13 protein-coding genes and 1 tRNA gene are annotated in these 13,442 nt (G+C 66.1%); 9 read left to right on the top strand and 5 right to left on the bottom strand.

The annotated features are described in order from the left end of the window. Nucleotides 1-135: 135 nt before the first annotated feature. From NUM_RS30670 to NUM_RS30660, 3 genes are all read left to right on the top strand, one after another. The gene (locus tag NUM_RS30670; protein WP_207128455.1) at nucleotides 136-717 is read left to right on the top strand and encodes a pyridoxamine 5'-phosphate oxidase family protein; all 582 of its coding nucleotides are present in this window, start codon (nucleotides 136-138) and stop codon (nucleotides 715-717) included. Then, entirely contained in the window at nucleotides 714-1,235 is a 522-nt protein-coding gene (locus NUM_RS30665) for a hypothetical protein (RefSeq protein ID WP_207128397.1), read from the top strand. Before NUM_RS30670 ends, NUM_RS30665 begins: the two co-directional genes overlap by 4 nt. 108 nt (nucleotides 1,236-1,343) lie before the next feature. Next, nucleotides 1,344-1,414: transfer RNA gene (locus NUM_RS30660), tRNA-Gly, on the top strand. 626 nt (nucleotides 1,415-2,040) lie between these two features. On the opposite strand, the gene NUM_RS30655 is transcribed toward NUM_RS30660, so the two are convergent. After that, nucleotides 2,041-2,343 (bottom strand): hypothetical protein, encoded by a 303-nt coding sequence (locus NUM_RS30655; protein ID WP_207128396.1) that lies wholly within the window; start codon nucleotides 2,341-2,343, stop codon nucleotides 2,041-2,043. Nucleotides 2,344-2,430: 87 nt separating this feature from the next. Here NUM_RS30655 and NUM_RS30650 point away from each other — a divergent pair, with 87 nt between their 5' ends. Both NUM_RS30650 and NUM_RS30645 read left to right on the top strand, forming a co-directional pair. After that, a complete protein-coding gene (locus NUM_RS30650; RefSeq protein ID WP_225918954.1) occupies nucleotides 2,431-3,828 on the top strand; it encodes a helix-turn-helix domain-containing protein in 1,398 nt (465 codons plus the stop codon). Between the two features lie 19 nt (nucleotides 3,829-3,847). Then, nucleotides 3,848-4,324: an NUDIX domain-containing protein gene (locus NUM_RS30645; RefSeq protein WP_225918953.1), complete on the top strand. Its 477-nt coding sequence runs from the start codon at nucleotides 3,848-3,850 to the stop codon at nucleotides 4,322-4,324. 15 nt (nucleotides 4,325-4,339) lie between these two features. Here NUM_RS30645 and NUM_RS30640 read toward each other — a convergent pair whose 3' ends face one another. The 3 genes from NUM_RS30640 to NUM_RS30630 form a co-directional block, all read right to left on the bottom strand. Continuing rightward, nucleotides 4,340-4,732: a hypothetical protein gene (locus NUM_RS30640; protein WP_207128395.1), complete on the bottom strand. Its 393-nt coding sequence runs from the start codon at nucleotides 4,730-4,732 to the stop codon at nucleotides 4,340-4,342. Nucleotides 4,733-5,061: 329 nt separating this feature from the next. Beyond that, nucleotides 5,062-7,320, bottom strand: coding sequence for a hypothetical protein (locus NUM_RS30635; protein WP_207128394.1), 2,259 nt, complete (start codon nucleotides 7,318-7,320; stop codon nucleotides 5,062-5,064). A 64-nt stretch (nucleotides 7,321-7,384) separates the two neighbouring features. Next, nucleotides 7,385-7,912 carry a hypothetical protein gene (locus NUM_RS30630; protein WP_207128393.1) on the bottom strand — a complete coding sequence of 176 codons (528 nt, stop codon included), beginning with the start codon at nucleotides 7,910-7,912 and terminating at the stop codon, nucleotides 7,385-7,387. 799 nt (nucleotides 7,913-8,711) lie between these two features. Between NUM_RS30630 and NUM_RS30625 the strand changes: the two genes are divergently transcribed. The 3 genes from NUM_RS30625 (at nucleotide 8,712) to NUM_RS30615 (ending at nucleotide 11,309) form a co-directional block, all read left to right on the top strand. Further along, a complete protein-coding gene (locus tag NUM_RS30625; RefSeq protein ID WP_207128392.1) occupies nucleotides 8,712-9,338 on the top strand; it encodes an NYN domain-containing protein in 627 nt (208 codons plus the stop codon). 757 nt (nucleotides 9,339-10,095) lie between these two features. Beyond that, nucleotides 10,096-10,602, top strand: coding sequence for an NUDIX hydrolase (locus tag NUM_RS30620; protein WP_207128391.1), 507 nt, complete (start codon nucleotides 10,096-10,098; stop codon nucleotides 10,600-10,602). 113 nt (nucleotides 10,603-10,715) lie between these two features. Then, complete coding sequence (locus tag NUM_RS30615; RefSeq protein ID WP_207128390.1) at nucleotides 10,716-11,309, top strand: DUF2625 family protein; 594 nt, start codon at nucleotides 10,716-10,718, stop codon at nucleotides 11,307-11,309. Between the two features lie 110 nt (nucleotides 11,310-11,419). Here NUM_RS30615 and NUM_RS30610 read toward each other — a convergent pair whose 3' ends face one another. After that, entirely contained in the window at nucleotides 11,420-12,349 is a 930-nt protein-coding gene (locus tag NUM_RS30610) for an aminoglycoside phosphotransferase family protein (RefSeq protein WP_207128389.1), read from the bottom strand. Between the two features lie 72 nt (nucleotides 12,350-12,421). On the opposite strand from NUM_RS30610, the gene NUM_RS30605 reads away from it, so the two are divergent. Beyond that, nucleotides 12,422-13,348 (top strand): phosphotransferase, encoded by a 927-nt coding sequence (locus NUM_RS30605; protein ID WP_225918952.1) that lies wholly within the window; start codon nucleotides 12,422-12,424, stop codon nucleotides 13,346-13,348. The last annotated feature ends 94 nt before the right edge of the window (nucleotides 13,349-13,442 follow it).

Genomic DNA, 13,442 nt, shown 5'->3' with positions numbered 1-13,442 from the left:
TGCGCCGGTGGACCGCCACGGGTTCGCCGCGGTGCGGAGTCCCCGCCGGGTGTGGCGTCGGGGCCGGCTCGAATCGTCCGATCGGGGGTGCCAAAACAGTGGTTGTTCGAACATATGTTCGATAGAATCAGACCCATGGTCACCTGGGCAGAGTTCGCCGATGCGGCACCCGAGCTGGCCGAGGCCATCCGCGACCTCGTGCACCAGTTCGGGCAGGGTTTCGGCTTCCTCGCCACGGTCCGCCGCGACGGCGGGCCGCGGGTCCATCCGGTCAGCCCGGTGATCACCGATGACGGGCTGTTCTGCTTCCTGATCGACTCGCCGAAGCGGCACGACCTCGAGCGTGACGGGCGCTACGCGCTGCACTCGTTCCCGGCCGACGACCGCGACGACGAGGCATACCTGGCCGGCACCGCGATCCCGGTTCGAGACCGCGGTCGGCTGGCCCGGCTCGCCCAGCTCGGCCGCGCCGCCGGCACGGTCGACTGGCGCCTGTTCGAGTTCCTCATCGATGCCGCGATGGTCGGTCGCCGCGACCGCCCAGCCGTCACGCCCGGTCGCCCGGGCGCCGGTTCCGCCCACATCACCGTCTGGCATGCACCCAACACACTGTGCGGCCCGACCGCGCCGCCCAGCCGAACCGCGCCGCGCGGTTCCACCACGCCCCACCGTTCCATCGCGCCAGGCGCACCGTCCACGATCATGGAGGCTCCGTGACCAGCTTCGCCGCATCCGCAACCGGCGCCGGCATCACCCTGGTCGGCGAGATCGTCGACCTCGACTCCCGCAGCGGATCCGACCTGTCCAGCATGTCGGTCCGCTGGCTCGGCGTCACCGTCGGCCCGACCGGCGCGTTCCGCACCGTCCGATCCGACCCGGGCCCCGCCGGCGACCACGGCCGCCCCGGCGCGCCGTCGGCCGATACCGCCGGCCACCCGACGGCGTCCCCGGACGGCGCCGCGCACCACGGCGCCACGCCCGACAGCCCGGCCGACGGTGGCGCCGCCGGCGATGGTGTCGCCGGTGGTTGGGGCTCCGGTGCGTTCCTCGCGTCCGCCATGCGCGCCGCGGACGGCGGCGGCGCGTCGTTCATCCCGCCGCAGCGCAGCGGCGACGACCCGCGCCGTTCCGACCGTCCCGACCAGGACCGGCGTCCCGGGCGCCGCGGCCTGACCGGTTCGATCCGCCGCCTCATCGACGGACCGCAGGGCCGGCACCGCCGTACCCACCACTGACCTCACTCCTCGCCCCCGCCCGGCCCACCCTCCCCCGGGGTGGGCCGGGCGCCCCCGCCTCGGCCCTGTAGAGTGTGAGCGGTTCACTCGACCCGGTCGAGCGAGCACGCGGGTGTAGTTCAATGGCAGAACTTCAGCTTCCCAAGCTGACAGTGCGGGTTCGATTCCCGTCACCCGCTCGCGATTCGGCACGTGTGCTTGCGGAAAGCGCAAGCCTTCATCGCTCGCCACACCTCCTGGGGGCGCAGCCCCCAGACCCCGCACCGGCGGGCTCCGCCCCCGACACCCCGGCAGGTGGCCCGCCATCGGGCACAGACACAACGCCGTGGCTTCGTGGCACCATCCGTCGTCGTCACAAACCCGTCCGAGGCTGTGACCGTCTCGCCTCGCCGGACGTGACAGGACTCGTCGGCGGGTGATCACGGTGTGGCCCCGACTGGCCCATGCGCGGATAACCCGGCTCCTTCGAGATCGGTAATCGCCTTGGTCAGCCACCGATCCGCGCGGATGCCTTGTGGCTCAGGTAGACCGCTGACCGCGAACGGCGACGAATGAGGCGACGGGCGCTGCCATCCGTGTCTCCTGGCGTTGGATGGCACCGGGCGGGCGGGCTTGGGTACGCCAGGGGAGTGGCGTACGGGGGATGCCGGCGCCCGGCCCGGTGCCGGTCTTGTCACGGGAGCAGGACGGACGCGGGGCACCCTCGGCGCCCTGGGTACGACAGGGCTGTGTCGCCGCGCCCGTCCTGCCCCGTACCCGGTCGGCGATGACCGCTGCTGATGAGCCGCCGGCCGGGAGCCTCATGTCAGATCCGGTGCCAGCCGTCGCCGAGATCGGCTTCGAGCACCAGGCCGTCACCGTTCGCGGCCGGGATGCTTCCTTCGACCGCCGCGGACAGGCACGCCGCGATACCCAGCGCATCGCCGGCCGACAGCCGGGCCATGGACCCGGTCGGCATGTGTAGCGCCACCATCGCGTCGGCCGGGTAGGCAACGACGGTCGCAACCGCAACGCCGGTCGGCATCAGGTCGACGGCACGACGGACCCGGTACCAGTCGGACCGCGACCCGAACGGTGCCGGAGTATCGGTCCAGTACCGGCCAGTCATCGCGCGTCCGTCGCCGAGCCGGTCCCGTTGCAGACGGCGCACGGGCGCTTCGCCCACGTCGAAGCTTGCTCGGAGCCGAGCCGGTCGGTGACCACGGCCCGCATCGGGCGTTCGTACTTCCAGCCCCTACCGCCACAGGACTGGCAGGTACCGCGTGAGGCATTGGATTCGGTCATAGCGGCAACGTATGGTCACTGTGCAGGAACAACCCGGAATACTTTTCCGGGGTCGTTGCCGGACAGCCTTGCGGGACGGTGGAGCGTGCCGGACGCGCCAGACACGTTGACAATCGGCGAGCGCATCGCGTGGAAGCGCCGCCGTCGCGGCATGTCCCAGGGCGTGCTGGCCGGTCTCGTCGGCCGTACCGAGGACTGGCTGAGCAAGGTCGAGAACAACAAGATCCACCTCGACCGGCTCTCGGTACTGCGGTCGCTTGCCGACTGCCTGGACGTGAGCGTCGGCGATCTGCTCGGCGAGCCGACGATGATGCAGTGGTCCCCGGACAGCGGCACCCGCACCGTCCCCGCACTGCGCGAGGCGCTGCTCGACTACCGCCAGCTGTCCCCGTTCCTGTCGACCGCCGAGGACGAGCCGGTTGCGCTACCGGTGTTGAAGTCCAGCGTCGACGACCTGTGGACCGCTTACCAGGAGTCGCAGTTCGGGTACGTCGTCAACCGCCTGCCGGCCGTGCTGTCCGACGCGCAGACCGCGGTACGCAATTCGACCGGCGACGACCGCGACCAGGCCCGCCAGGCGCTCGCCCTCACCTACCAGGCCGCCGCGACCCTGTTAACCAAGCTCGGCGAAACCGACCTCGCATGGATCTCCGCCGAACGCGGCTTCCACCTCGCCCAGGACGCCGGCAACCCCGTCGTACTCGGCTCCCTGTTCCGATCGCTCACGCACACGCTGCTCGCCACCGGCCGCTACGCCGACGCCGTCCGCCTGGTCGAAGACGCCGCCAACTTCCTCGAACCCGGCCTCAGCAAGGCCACCCCGACCTACCTGTCGGTGTACGGAACCCTGTTCCTCACTGGATCAGTCGCCGCCTCCCGCAGCGACAACCGAGCCGCGGCGCAGACCTTCCTCACCGAAGCAGACTCGGCAGCCCGCCGCATCGGCCAAGACGCCAACCACCTCTGGACCGCGTTCGGTCCCACCAACGTCGCCATTCACCGTGTGCAGGCCGCACTCGAACTCGGCGACGTACAGGTGGCCATGGACCTTGCCCCGGGAGTCGACACGTCCAGCCTCCCGGCCGAGCGCCGCGCACGGCACGCCATCGAGACCGCTCGCGCGTACAACGCGTGGAACCGCACCGACGACGCCATGGCCGCGCTACTCAACGCCGAGCAGTTCGCCCCCGAGCAGATCCGCTACCACGCCGCCAGCCGCAACCTGGTCCGCACGTGGGTACGCCGCAGCCGAGGCACACCGAGCCACCAACTCACCGGCCTCGCCCGCCGGATGCAGGTCGCCGAATAGCCCGCATACCCTCGACCACGTGACGACACCCGGACCGCACAACCCCACCCGCGCAGCGGCAGCAGCCGGAGCCCTCTTCACCGACGCCGAGGGCCGCATCATGATGGTGCGCCCCACCTACAAGGACTACTGGGACATCCCAGGCGGCTACGTTGAGCCCGGCGAGACCCCCTACGAAGCCTGCGTACGCGAAGTCGAAGAAGAACTCGGCATCCGCCCCACCATCGGCCGCCTCCTCGTCGCCGACTGGGCCCCCTCGAAGCGAGATGGCGACAAAATCCTCTTCATCTTCAACGGCGGCTACCTAACACCGGAACAGCACAAATTCATCAAGCTCCAAGCCGATGAACTCTCTGATTACCGATATGTGAACCTTCTTGAGGTACCCGAACTAACAATACCGAGGCTATCGCAGCGGCTACAGACCGCCCACTCGGCCGCCATGGAAGAAAAATTCGCCTATCTCGAAAATGGCCAGAGCCTTCCCGCAGAGTGAGTCGAGCCAGATCCGCTAATCTAGAAACTCTCGCTTCAGCCTCTCCACTTCAGCGCCTTCCTCGTACCCTCCATACCGCCGAGCAAAGAAGCTTAGCGTCTGAAGAAGATCGTTACGCTGACCAGCAGTTAGGTTCTTCAACAGACTTTCTAGGATTTTGGCGATTCGAACCCAGAAGAGCGACGAGTCATGCTCGGAAAGCTTTTCAAGGAAGTCGTTTACCTCAGAGCTCTTTACGTCAGTCAATCTCTGATCCGGGTTACGCATGAGTCGATACGAGAGCAAGTTGCCGGCATTATTCAATACCTGCGCCTTGAATCTATCTAGACGCGCAATCTCCAGCCGCTGCTGCAAATCAGCAAGGTACTGGGCCCGAAGGTCGCTCTGAAAAGAGCTATATGTTTCCATCGACCTAGCGTCCAGAGCGATTTTTGCCTGTGCGGAGACTAGACGTGTATCCTTATGAACCGTATCACTAATGCGGCTTAACACTTCATTTAAGCGACACTCCGTCACTTCTATAGCCGAGAGATCATGTAGTTCCTGACCTAAAAAACTATGGGCGACTTGGACTACCGTAGACCGCGCGCACGAACGGCCAGCATCACGACGCTGCTTAGGTCCACGGAATGACCACGTAATGCGAAACTGGCAAGTTACTGACACACCAGGAATTCGCGTCGGTAGAGTAGTCGAATACACCATTGCATCATGGACTCTCCAGTAAGGTAAGATCCTCACTGGCCATCCCGAACCACATTCTGCTGATAACTAATTTGTGAAGCCCCAGTGACGTCCTGCCTGTTTCTGTACGGATCAAACGCTACCAGCCTCTTAGTTACAGTATTATGGACTTGTTCAGCAGCCGCCTGATTCTCGTGTGGACAGTTATGCAGCCAAAGAATCACAGTATCTAGCAAGGCAATTCGCGCTTGCGCATCGTAATCACTCGGCCCACGCGGTGCACTAGCCGCAACTGCGAGGCTTTCGAAAATCTGGCGGACTTCTACATTTCTCGTCGCGGCAGTCAGCCATGACCACAATGCCAGAGAAACTTCTCTTTCTAGTGGAGAATATTCCAACACGACGCGAAGCCCTCTAGCCAACGCATCCAATTGTTCGGGATTAGTCGAGACGTACGAAAGTATAGCAGGAATCTGTGTATCCTGTTCATTAATACTCATCAGGACCGTGAATGTCGACCGGCCAGCTTCGATCGTTCGGTCCTTAGAGCTCAGCCATCGCAAAACATGTGAGACAATCTCCGAACGCAACTTTACGTTATCCCACAAAGACGAAATCTTGTGTTGCGCCGCCTGGGAAATCCTGTCATCTTCGATGGAGGCCAAGTTCCCGAGCCTGAAAAGCATCATCTTCTTGTAGACCAATGCAAGATGGCCACCGCAGATCTCAGCCGTCAATGCACGCAGGTCACCCGAGACGTCTGCCTCAGGCTTGGACCAATCCAACAAAAGATCGCGAACGGCCTTTCCCAGCTCGCTGTCCAGGGCTGCGGCAGTAAAGAGGTCTACAGCTCTCGACCGCAACTCAGGGTAGGACGACCACGAGTAAGCGACCTCCTTCAGATGACACAGATCTTTTGAACGAAGAGTCCACCGAAGCACATACGCAACCACGCGATCAGAGAGCGCCGGGTCCTCCGGCACCCTCAATGACTCGTCGCACATCCATTTCAGAAGGTTTGTCTGTAGGTGCGGGCGATCAGCCCAGACATAATCTAAGACAGCTTCCCTATATCCTAGTTTATCAAATTTTAAATAGGTGCCATTATGTTCGGCACCGATTCTGTCTATGAGCTCTAGGACGCCTGGACCCTGTTGCCCGGATGAATTATGCGCCGGTCCCTTGAGCGCTGCGCTGAGCCTATCTGCAGCCGTGAATATATCTCCCGCACCGTGCCACTCCAATATGGCGGCAGCTACGAGGTAGTCTCTCGTCTGACAATCCTCGTTATTTCGGTACCAATCGAGTAGATGAGTGCGCCAGTTCGATGCAGCTTCCAACGCTGTTCGTACTCTTGCGGCTTGGAAGTCATCTTCGTTCGGATCGCTCTCAAGACTCTTTGGCAATGTCAACGTGGAATTAGGAATGGCCTGCACTTCTAGGATTCGCGAGACCCACTCAAGCGCATCAGTTGGCGTTGCGTCCGCGAGACGCTGACGGATTCTCTCATCCCCCAGCCAGCGGTGAATAACATCCTCTGGGAGATGTCCGTTCAAGCGTCGCTGGATGATACTCAGGGCTGATGGACGCCTCAAGTAGTGCTGGAGACTATTCCCCCCTGCGCTACATTCGTTCCAGAGGCGCGGAGAGAGTATGACTATCAAATAGGATTTGCTGACCTCTAGCGTTTGGCGCGTTTCTGGCGAAGCGAGGTCACGTCCAAGCGAAGAAGGGACGGTCTCGTCCTGCCTAAGATCGAGGATCCATCCAGCATTCGATCGCGTTGGGATCTCGGTGATCCGCACCGACTCGCCTGGCTCACGTTTGACTTCACGAATCGCCAGGCCGCCCATAGAATCTAGCGCATTCAACGCCGCATCGTGCCGCCCACGGTCCGGATCAGACACCAATACAAGTACTCGGCGATCGTTGAGGATCCGCTTCGCTTCGACGAACCCGTGTGGCTCTACAAAATAGCGGACGCTGCGTTCAACATAACTGTTTGGAAGCAAGATCTCATCAAGGCTGCGCCGAACGATCGTGAGGACGTTTGCGGCATACCCGTAATTGGCCCCTATGCGCTGTGTATTACTAGACCGATTAGTCAGCGCATCAGCGCTCAGGTCGCCACTACTGGTCGACGTTTCAGAAACAGATCCTATTCGCTTATCCGGGTCACTATACGTACTTGATCTTCCTGCTTGACGCGGATCTGGAACCGGCTGTGGCGGCGGATTGGGTGTCGACTCGACCGCCTCCGCAGGGTATCGCGCGGTGCCGTTAAGGGAATTCGGGCCAATCTCGTCGTCCACAGTTTCTCCAAAAGGTGCGGTCGTGCCCCATGGCTCCTGTAGGCAAACTTCAATCGCAACGCATTTACTGCGGCTGATCAGTCCATACGCCGATCATTGAGCCACCGGGACCAACCTCATTAGAGGACTGGCGCACCTCTAGATCGCTTTCGGAGGCGATTCCATACTTGCCAATTACGCTTCCAGTGATCCTGTCGACTTTCTGAGAGATCTTTGTACCGCTTCTCTCGCGCGACTCACCACGGAATGTGAAGCGCTGCTCGTAAATTGCTTCAAGAGCCAGTCTTAAAGAATTCAGGCTTGCTATCAGGTCGTCATCATCTGCGCTAATCCGTTCCGGATTCCTTTCATAGCTGCCGAGCGTGGCGGCGAGTACTTGCAGGTCGTGCCACCGTTCGGACAGCATTGCCTCGTCAACAATTAGCGGTTCGAGCTGGCCCTCCAGAACTCCGGGCGTATCAATTTCCTCCGGCGTGCTCTCGACTGTTGCGTCTCGTTTGCCCCGATCTAGTAGCGCGGTAAGGCGCCCATATAGAAACGTAAACGTCGGGGAAATTGTTGCCGCAAGCGCGGCGCCAAAGCCTAAATCCATCGTGACTCTCCGCGGGCTTGGTAGCTTCATTGCTGAGTGGCGAACTGTCTGATCTGCGATCTTCTCGGCGGCGGCACACGCTAACTCTCACAGTGCAGACATCCCATCCACCACCATCTGACGGCTATCCGACATGTTGTCCACGTTATGGTTGGTTGTCATGGCTCCACGTCGCTATGTTGGGTTCGTGGGAGCCCTCCGCAGGGCTACGGTCCGACCAACCAGATGCCTGTTCCCGATCTCGTCGGTGACGATCCGTGGTGGCTTAACGTGACCTCACGCCTCTTGGGAATCGCGTAGGTCCGTTGTAAGTCGCTGTACTGCCGATTCGTTCTCTACATGATCAAGGCGCCGCGCGAGCGCGGCGCGGCGGCGGCCCGACGGCGGTAAGGCCCGGCCCCTTCGGCTGACGCCTACGGGGCCGGAGCGCCGCCGCCGAACCGCCGCCCATCACGTTGTCCGGTAGCCAAGACCAGAGGATCGAATCGGGGCACCGCCTGCGATCGCCCTGCGCGGTCACCGTGATCCGTGCTCCCGGGCGATCGACGCCAAGCCGGCCCAAGCCCAGGGCCAGCTTGGCACGGATGCTGTGGGCGCTGTCAACTTCGCCGACCGCTCTACTGCGATCTGTGAGCGGGGCCGCATACAACGACGGCCCCGCCGAGGCGGGGCCGTCAGGCTGAAGGTACGAGACCCCCAGCGGAGTTGGTCTAATCATAGCGCACCGCCGACGTGTCGTTGCCAGGGTCTAGAGTGCCGTCTTGTCCAATCGGACGTTCGAGGACATCGCGGAGGACCAGTGGCGACCGTCACCGCCTACATCGACGGCTTCAACCTGTACCACGGCCTGCGCGCCCGCTACCAACACCGCTACCTCTGGCTGGACCTGCCAGCGTTGGTGCGACGGCTCCGGCCACGAGACAGCATCACCGCCGTCCGGTACTTCACTGCCATGGTCCGTGACGATCCGCCCGCCGAGGCCCGCCAGCGTGCCTACCTCGCCGCGCTCGAAGCACACAACGGCGCCGACGTCCAGATCGTCCGCGGCCGGTACCAGTCCAAGAACCAGCGGTGCCGATCATGCGGCGCGACGTGGACCAGCTACGAGGAGAAGGAGACCGACGTCAACATCGCGGTCTCCCTCGTCGCCGACGCCGCCCAGGCCGTCTCCGACATGGCCCTGATCATCAGCGCCGATTCCGACCTGTGCCCCGCCATACGCACCGCTCGCACGGTTGCAACCAACCTTGGCAATCACCTCGGAGTCATCGCGGCGTTCCCGCCCAGGCGCCAGAGCCACGAGTTGAGGACGCTCGCATCGACGTTCACCCTCGCCCAGGCCGACATCCGCAACTCGCTGCTCCCCGCGGTCGTGACCGACCCTAAGACCGGCCAGACGTACCACCGTCCTTCCAAGTGGCGCTGATGCCCGCGCGTGCCATTGGCGTGCCATTCGGGGTGGCCAACGAGGGGTAGTCCAGGCCGGTAGCGGCCAGATGGATGCGCTGGTCAGGGGCTTGATCGTTGATCGTGGTGCGGTTCCCAAGCTGACAGTGCGGGTTCGATTCCCGTCACCCGCTCGCGATTCGGCACGTGTGCTTGCGGAAAGCGCGAGCCTTCATCGCTCGCCACGCCTTCTGGGGGCGCAGCCCCAGACCCCGCACCGGCGGGCTCCGCCCCCGGCACCCCCATCGCGTGGCCCGCGATCGCTGAAGGGCACGACGCGGCGCTCCGTGTCTCCACCCGGCTACTGCGCTCCGCCCTGGGAAGGAGACCGCTGGCCGGGCTCTCGCCCTGGCGACCTCCTTTGATTGGTCTTGCGCCAGCCTGTCGGCACCAGTGCACCCGCGGGCGGGTCGCGCGGCTTGCCGCCCGCGCCGCCGGGAGAGCGCCTCGGCGATGGCCCGGTGCGCTCACGGACCCGCGTACTGGTAGATCAGCGTTCATGCGCTCCCGCGCCAACGGCGCCTGAAGGCCCGCCTCCGACGACGCCAGCGTGTCGGCCGTGTGCGGCAGGTCGTGACCGTGCGGCGGCGGCTTCCCGATCAACGTGCGGCGCCGGCTTTCCGATCTCGGTCACCACGGCGTGCCGCGCCGTCACGTCGTCGAGGCCGCCGCGGAGGCCCGGCACGCGCCGGGCGGCACCGGTCGGCCTGGGCGGGGGTACGTCGTAGGGTCGCGGGGTGCTAAATGGCCCGTACACCCGACGGTCGGCGCGCGTGTTGGTGGTCGACGCGAACGATCGGGTCCTGCTCCTGCGCTTCCGGGCACCGACCAGCGCCGGATGGGTCACGCCGGGCGGCGGTGTCGAACCCGGCGAGACCCTGCCGCAGGCCGCCGCCCGGGAACTCCGGGAAGAGATCGGCCTCGCCACCGCCGCAACGAACCTGGGGCAGCCCGTCGCCGTCACCGCCGGCCGGGACGAACTCGGCGGGGTCGCGGGGCTGTACCGCGACGACTTCTTCTTCCTCCGCATCCGCACCCACACCGTCGACATCCGCGGCCAGACACCGCACGAGCGCAGCGAACACGCCGGCCACCGCTGGTGGCAGCTGACCGACCTCGCCACCACCAACGATCTCGTGTACCCGCACGGCCTGGCCCCGCTGCTCGCCGACCTCATCGCCGGCAAACGACCCACGCACCCTCGCGAACTGCCCTGGCGCGAGTACCACGAGCCCAAGCCGTGAGCGCGGCCCGGCCATCCGGGGTCGTCGGGCCGGCGGGCACCGCATCCGGCGGGACGCCGTGCGCGAACGGATGTGCCACGCTCACTGCCGTGACCGACTCCGCCTGACCCGAGGTGCGGGCCGCCATCGCAGCAGCGCCCTACCCGACCGCCCTGTTACCCAACAACGACGCGCGGGCGGAACGGTGCCTGGCGACGCTGGGGATCACCGTACGGTCCTGGCTTGGAGCGCTCACCCGGCACAGCGGTGGGCTGCTCGTCGACCACGGCTGGCTGCGCGTCAACGGAGGCGGTACCGACACGCTGCCCGACGTCACCACCGTCGCCGACCCCGCCACCAGGACGCTGGTGATCGCGCACGACGTACTGGGTGGGCAGTTCGCCTGGCGGCCAGCGCAGCCGGCGGAGGCTCCGACGGTGCACTACTTCGGCCCGGACGACCTCGGCTGGCAGGACCTCGGTACCGGGTATGCCGACTGGCTCGGTGCCGTCCTCGCCGGCTCGCTCACCCGCTTCTACGAGAGCCTCCGATGGCCGGGGTGGGAGGACGAGGTGTCCGCCCTGCAACCGAACCAAGGTATCCACACCTGGCCACCGCCCTGGTCCGTCGAGGGCCAGAACCTCGCCACCGCGTCCCGAACCCCGATTCCGATCGACCAGCTCGTCGCCTTCCACCACGAGACGGCGCGCCAGCTCGACCAACCGTGACGCGCCCGCACGAAACCGGGGTGCGTCGGTACCCGCCAGGTGGATGCGCAGGGTCTTGAGCGCGGATCGGGTTGGCGGTTCGCGACTCCGGCGGATCGAAGGAGCATCGGTCAGACGCCGGCCAGCACGCGGTCGAGGGCGGCCTGGCCGGCGGGGAGCCAGTGCGGCTTGCCGCCGGGGAGGCCGCGGACGCCGTTCTGGCCCATCAGCATCAGGAAGAGGCACTTCAGGGCGGCCAGTCCGCGGGCGCGGCGGATCGTCGCCTCGTCGGCAGCCGCGTACCCGTCGAAGAACCGGGCGGCGGTGCCCGCGGGGAGCAGCAGCCAGGCGGCGGCCAGGTCCCAGGCCGGGTCGCCGGCGAACAGGGAGCCGAAGTCGACGACGCCGGCGAGCGTTCCGGCCGAGACGACGACGTTCGCGGGATGCAGGTCGCCGTGCACCCACACCGGCGGTCCCGCCCACGGATCCGCCGCGACGGCGTCGTCCCAGACGGATCGGACCTCGGCGACGATGTCGTCGGGCGCGAGGTCACCGCGGCGGGGCATCGACGCCACCGCAACGGCCTGGAGGAAGTGCTCGAAGCCGCCCGTACAGTCCCGGGGATGGGCACCGCGGTCGGTGGCAACCGGCGCGTCGGCGGGTGCCTCGACGTGCAGCGCGCGGAGGAAGCCCGCCAGGGTGTCGGCCGCGTGGGCGCCGCGGTCGATCGAGCCGTCGTCCAGCGGCTCGCCGGGTACCCAGGTCATCACGGTCCAGTGCTTCGGGAAACGCGCGGACGGCTCCCCGAACCGCACCGGCGTCGGTACCGGCAGCGGCAGCCGCGGAGCCAGCACCGGCAGCCACCGCCGCTCCTTGAGCTGGTACTCCGGCGTGGCGTCCATGCGCTGCATGCGCACGGACAGCTCGTCGCCGAGGCGCCACATCTGGTTGCCCCAGCCGCCCGGCACCTCGCGGATGGCCAGCCCGGCCAGGTCGGGATGTTGCTCCCACAGCAGCTCACGGACCAGCTCGGCGGTGACCTCGATCTCGGCGTCGGTCATGCGAAGCAACGGTACCGACGGCCGCACACCAGATCGGAAGCCCCGCCGCCATGGGCGGCATAGGGTTTGGGGGTGCGGAGTCCGACTCAGGTGGTGTTGTCGCGGGCCGAGGTCGCGGCGATGGTGGTCGACGGGTTGGGCGCGGTCGACGTCGTCGACGCGGTGGAGTTGAGCGGCGGTACGTTCGCCGCCGTCTGGCGGGTGTCGTTGGCCGACGGCCGGGACGTCGTGGTCAAGGTGGGGCCGCCACCCGGGACGCGGCTCCTCCGGTACGAGCGGGGGCTGATCCCGGCCGAGGCGGAGTACTTCCGGCTGGTCGGCGAGCGGGTGCCCGGGGTGCCGGTGCCGTCGGTGTTGGCGGCGAGCGACGGCTGGATCATCACGACGCTGCTGCCGGGTCGGCCGCTGACCGGCGGGGACGCGCGGCGGGCGCGTACCGAGCTGGGCGCCGCGATCGCCGCGGTGCACGGCATCTCCGGGCCGTACTTCGGTTATTCCGGCGACCGGCCGTCCGGGGCGGACTGGCCGACCGCGTTCGGCGCGATCGTGGCGGCGCTGCGGGCGGACGCCGCGGAGTGGAACGTGCCGCTGCCGCCGCTCGACGGGGTGCTCGAACGCCACCGCGGTGTGCTCGCCGCGGTGACCCGGCCGGCGTTGCTGCACTTCGACCTGTGGGACGGCAACGTACTGGTGTCCCCGGCCGGCGGGCTCGCCGGCCTGGTCGACGGCGAGCGGTACCTGTACGGGGATCCGTTGCTGGATCTCGTGTCCCCGGCGCTGTTCCGGCGCATCGAGGACGAGCCGGACCACCCGTTCCTGCGCGGCTACCGGCCGGGGCCGTTCGACGCGGCGGCCCGGACCCGGCTCTCGCTGTACCGGCTGCACCTCTACGTACTGATGATCACCGAGGGCCCGAGCCGGGGGATCGCGCGCCACGACGGCCGCCACGACCGTCTCACCGACCTGCTGACGGCCGAGCTCGCCCTGCTCACCGCCTGAGATGACCGGCTCACCTCCTGGCTGACCGGCTCACCGCCGGAAAGACCGGCTCACCGCCTGGCTGACCGGCTCGCCTCCGGAACCGCCCGGCCAG

Origin of the sequence: Actinocatenispora comari (genome assembly GCF_017312725.1) — a bacterium.
Taxonomy (GTDB): Bacteria; Actinomycetota; Actinomycetes; order Mycobacteriales; family Micromonosporaceae; genus Actinocatenispora; species Actinocatenispora comari.
This window is presented reverse-complemented; position numbering and strand designations above follow the sequence as displayed.

What these genes read in the sequence shown, in the direction of transcription:
- NUM_RS30610 (WP_207128389.1), bottom strand. Translation starts at nt 12,349, where the DNA reads ATGACCGACGCCGAGATCGAGGTCACCGCCGAGCTGGTCCGTGAGCTG.
- NUM_RS30640 (WP_207128395.1), bottom strand. Translation starts at nt 4,732, where the DNA reads ATGGAAACATATAGCTCTTTTCAGAGCGACCTTCGGGCCCAGTACCTT.
- NUM_RS30670 (WP_207128455.1), top strand. Translation starts at nt 136, where the DNA reads ATGGTCACCTGGGCAGAGTTCGCCGATGCGGCACCCGAGCTGGCCGAG.
- NUM_RS30655 (WP_207128396.1), bottom strand. Translation starts at nt 2,343, where the DNA reads ATGACTGGCCGGTACTGGACCGATACTCCGGCACCGTTCGGGTCGCGG.
- NUM_RS30630 (WP_207128393.1), bottom strand. Translation starts at nt 7,912, where the DNA reads ATGGATTTAGGCTTTGGCGCCGCGCTTGCGGCAACAATTTCCCCGACG.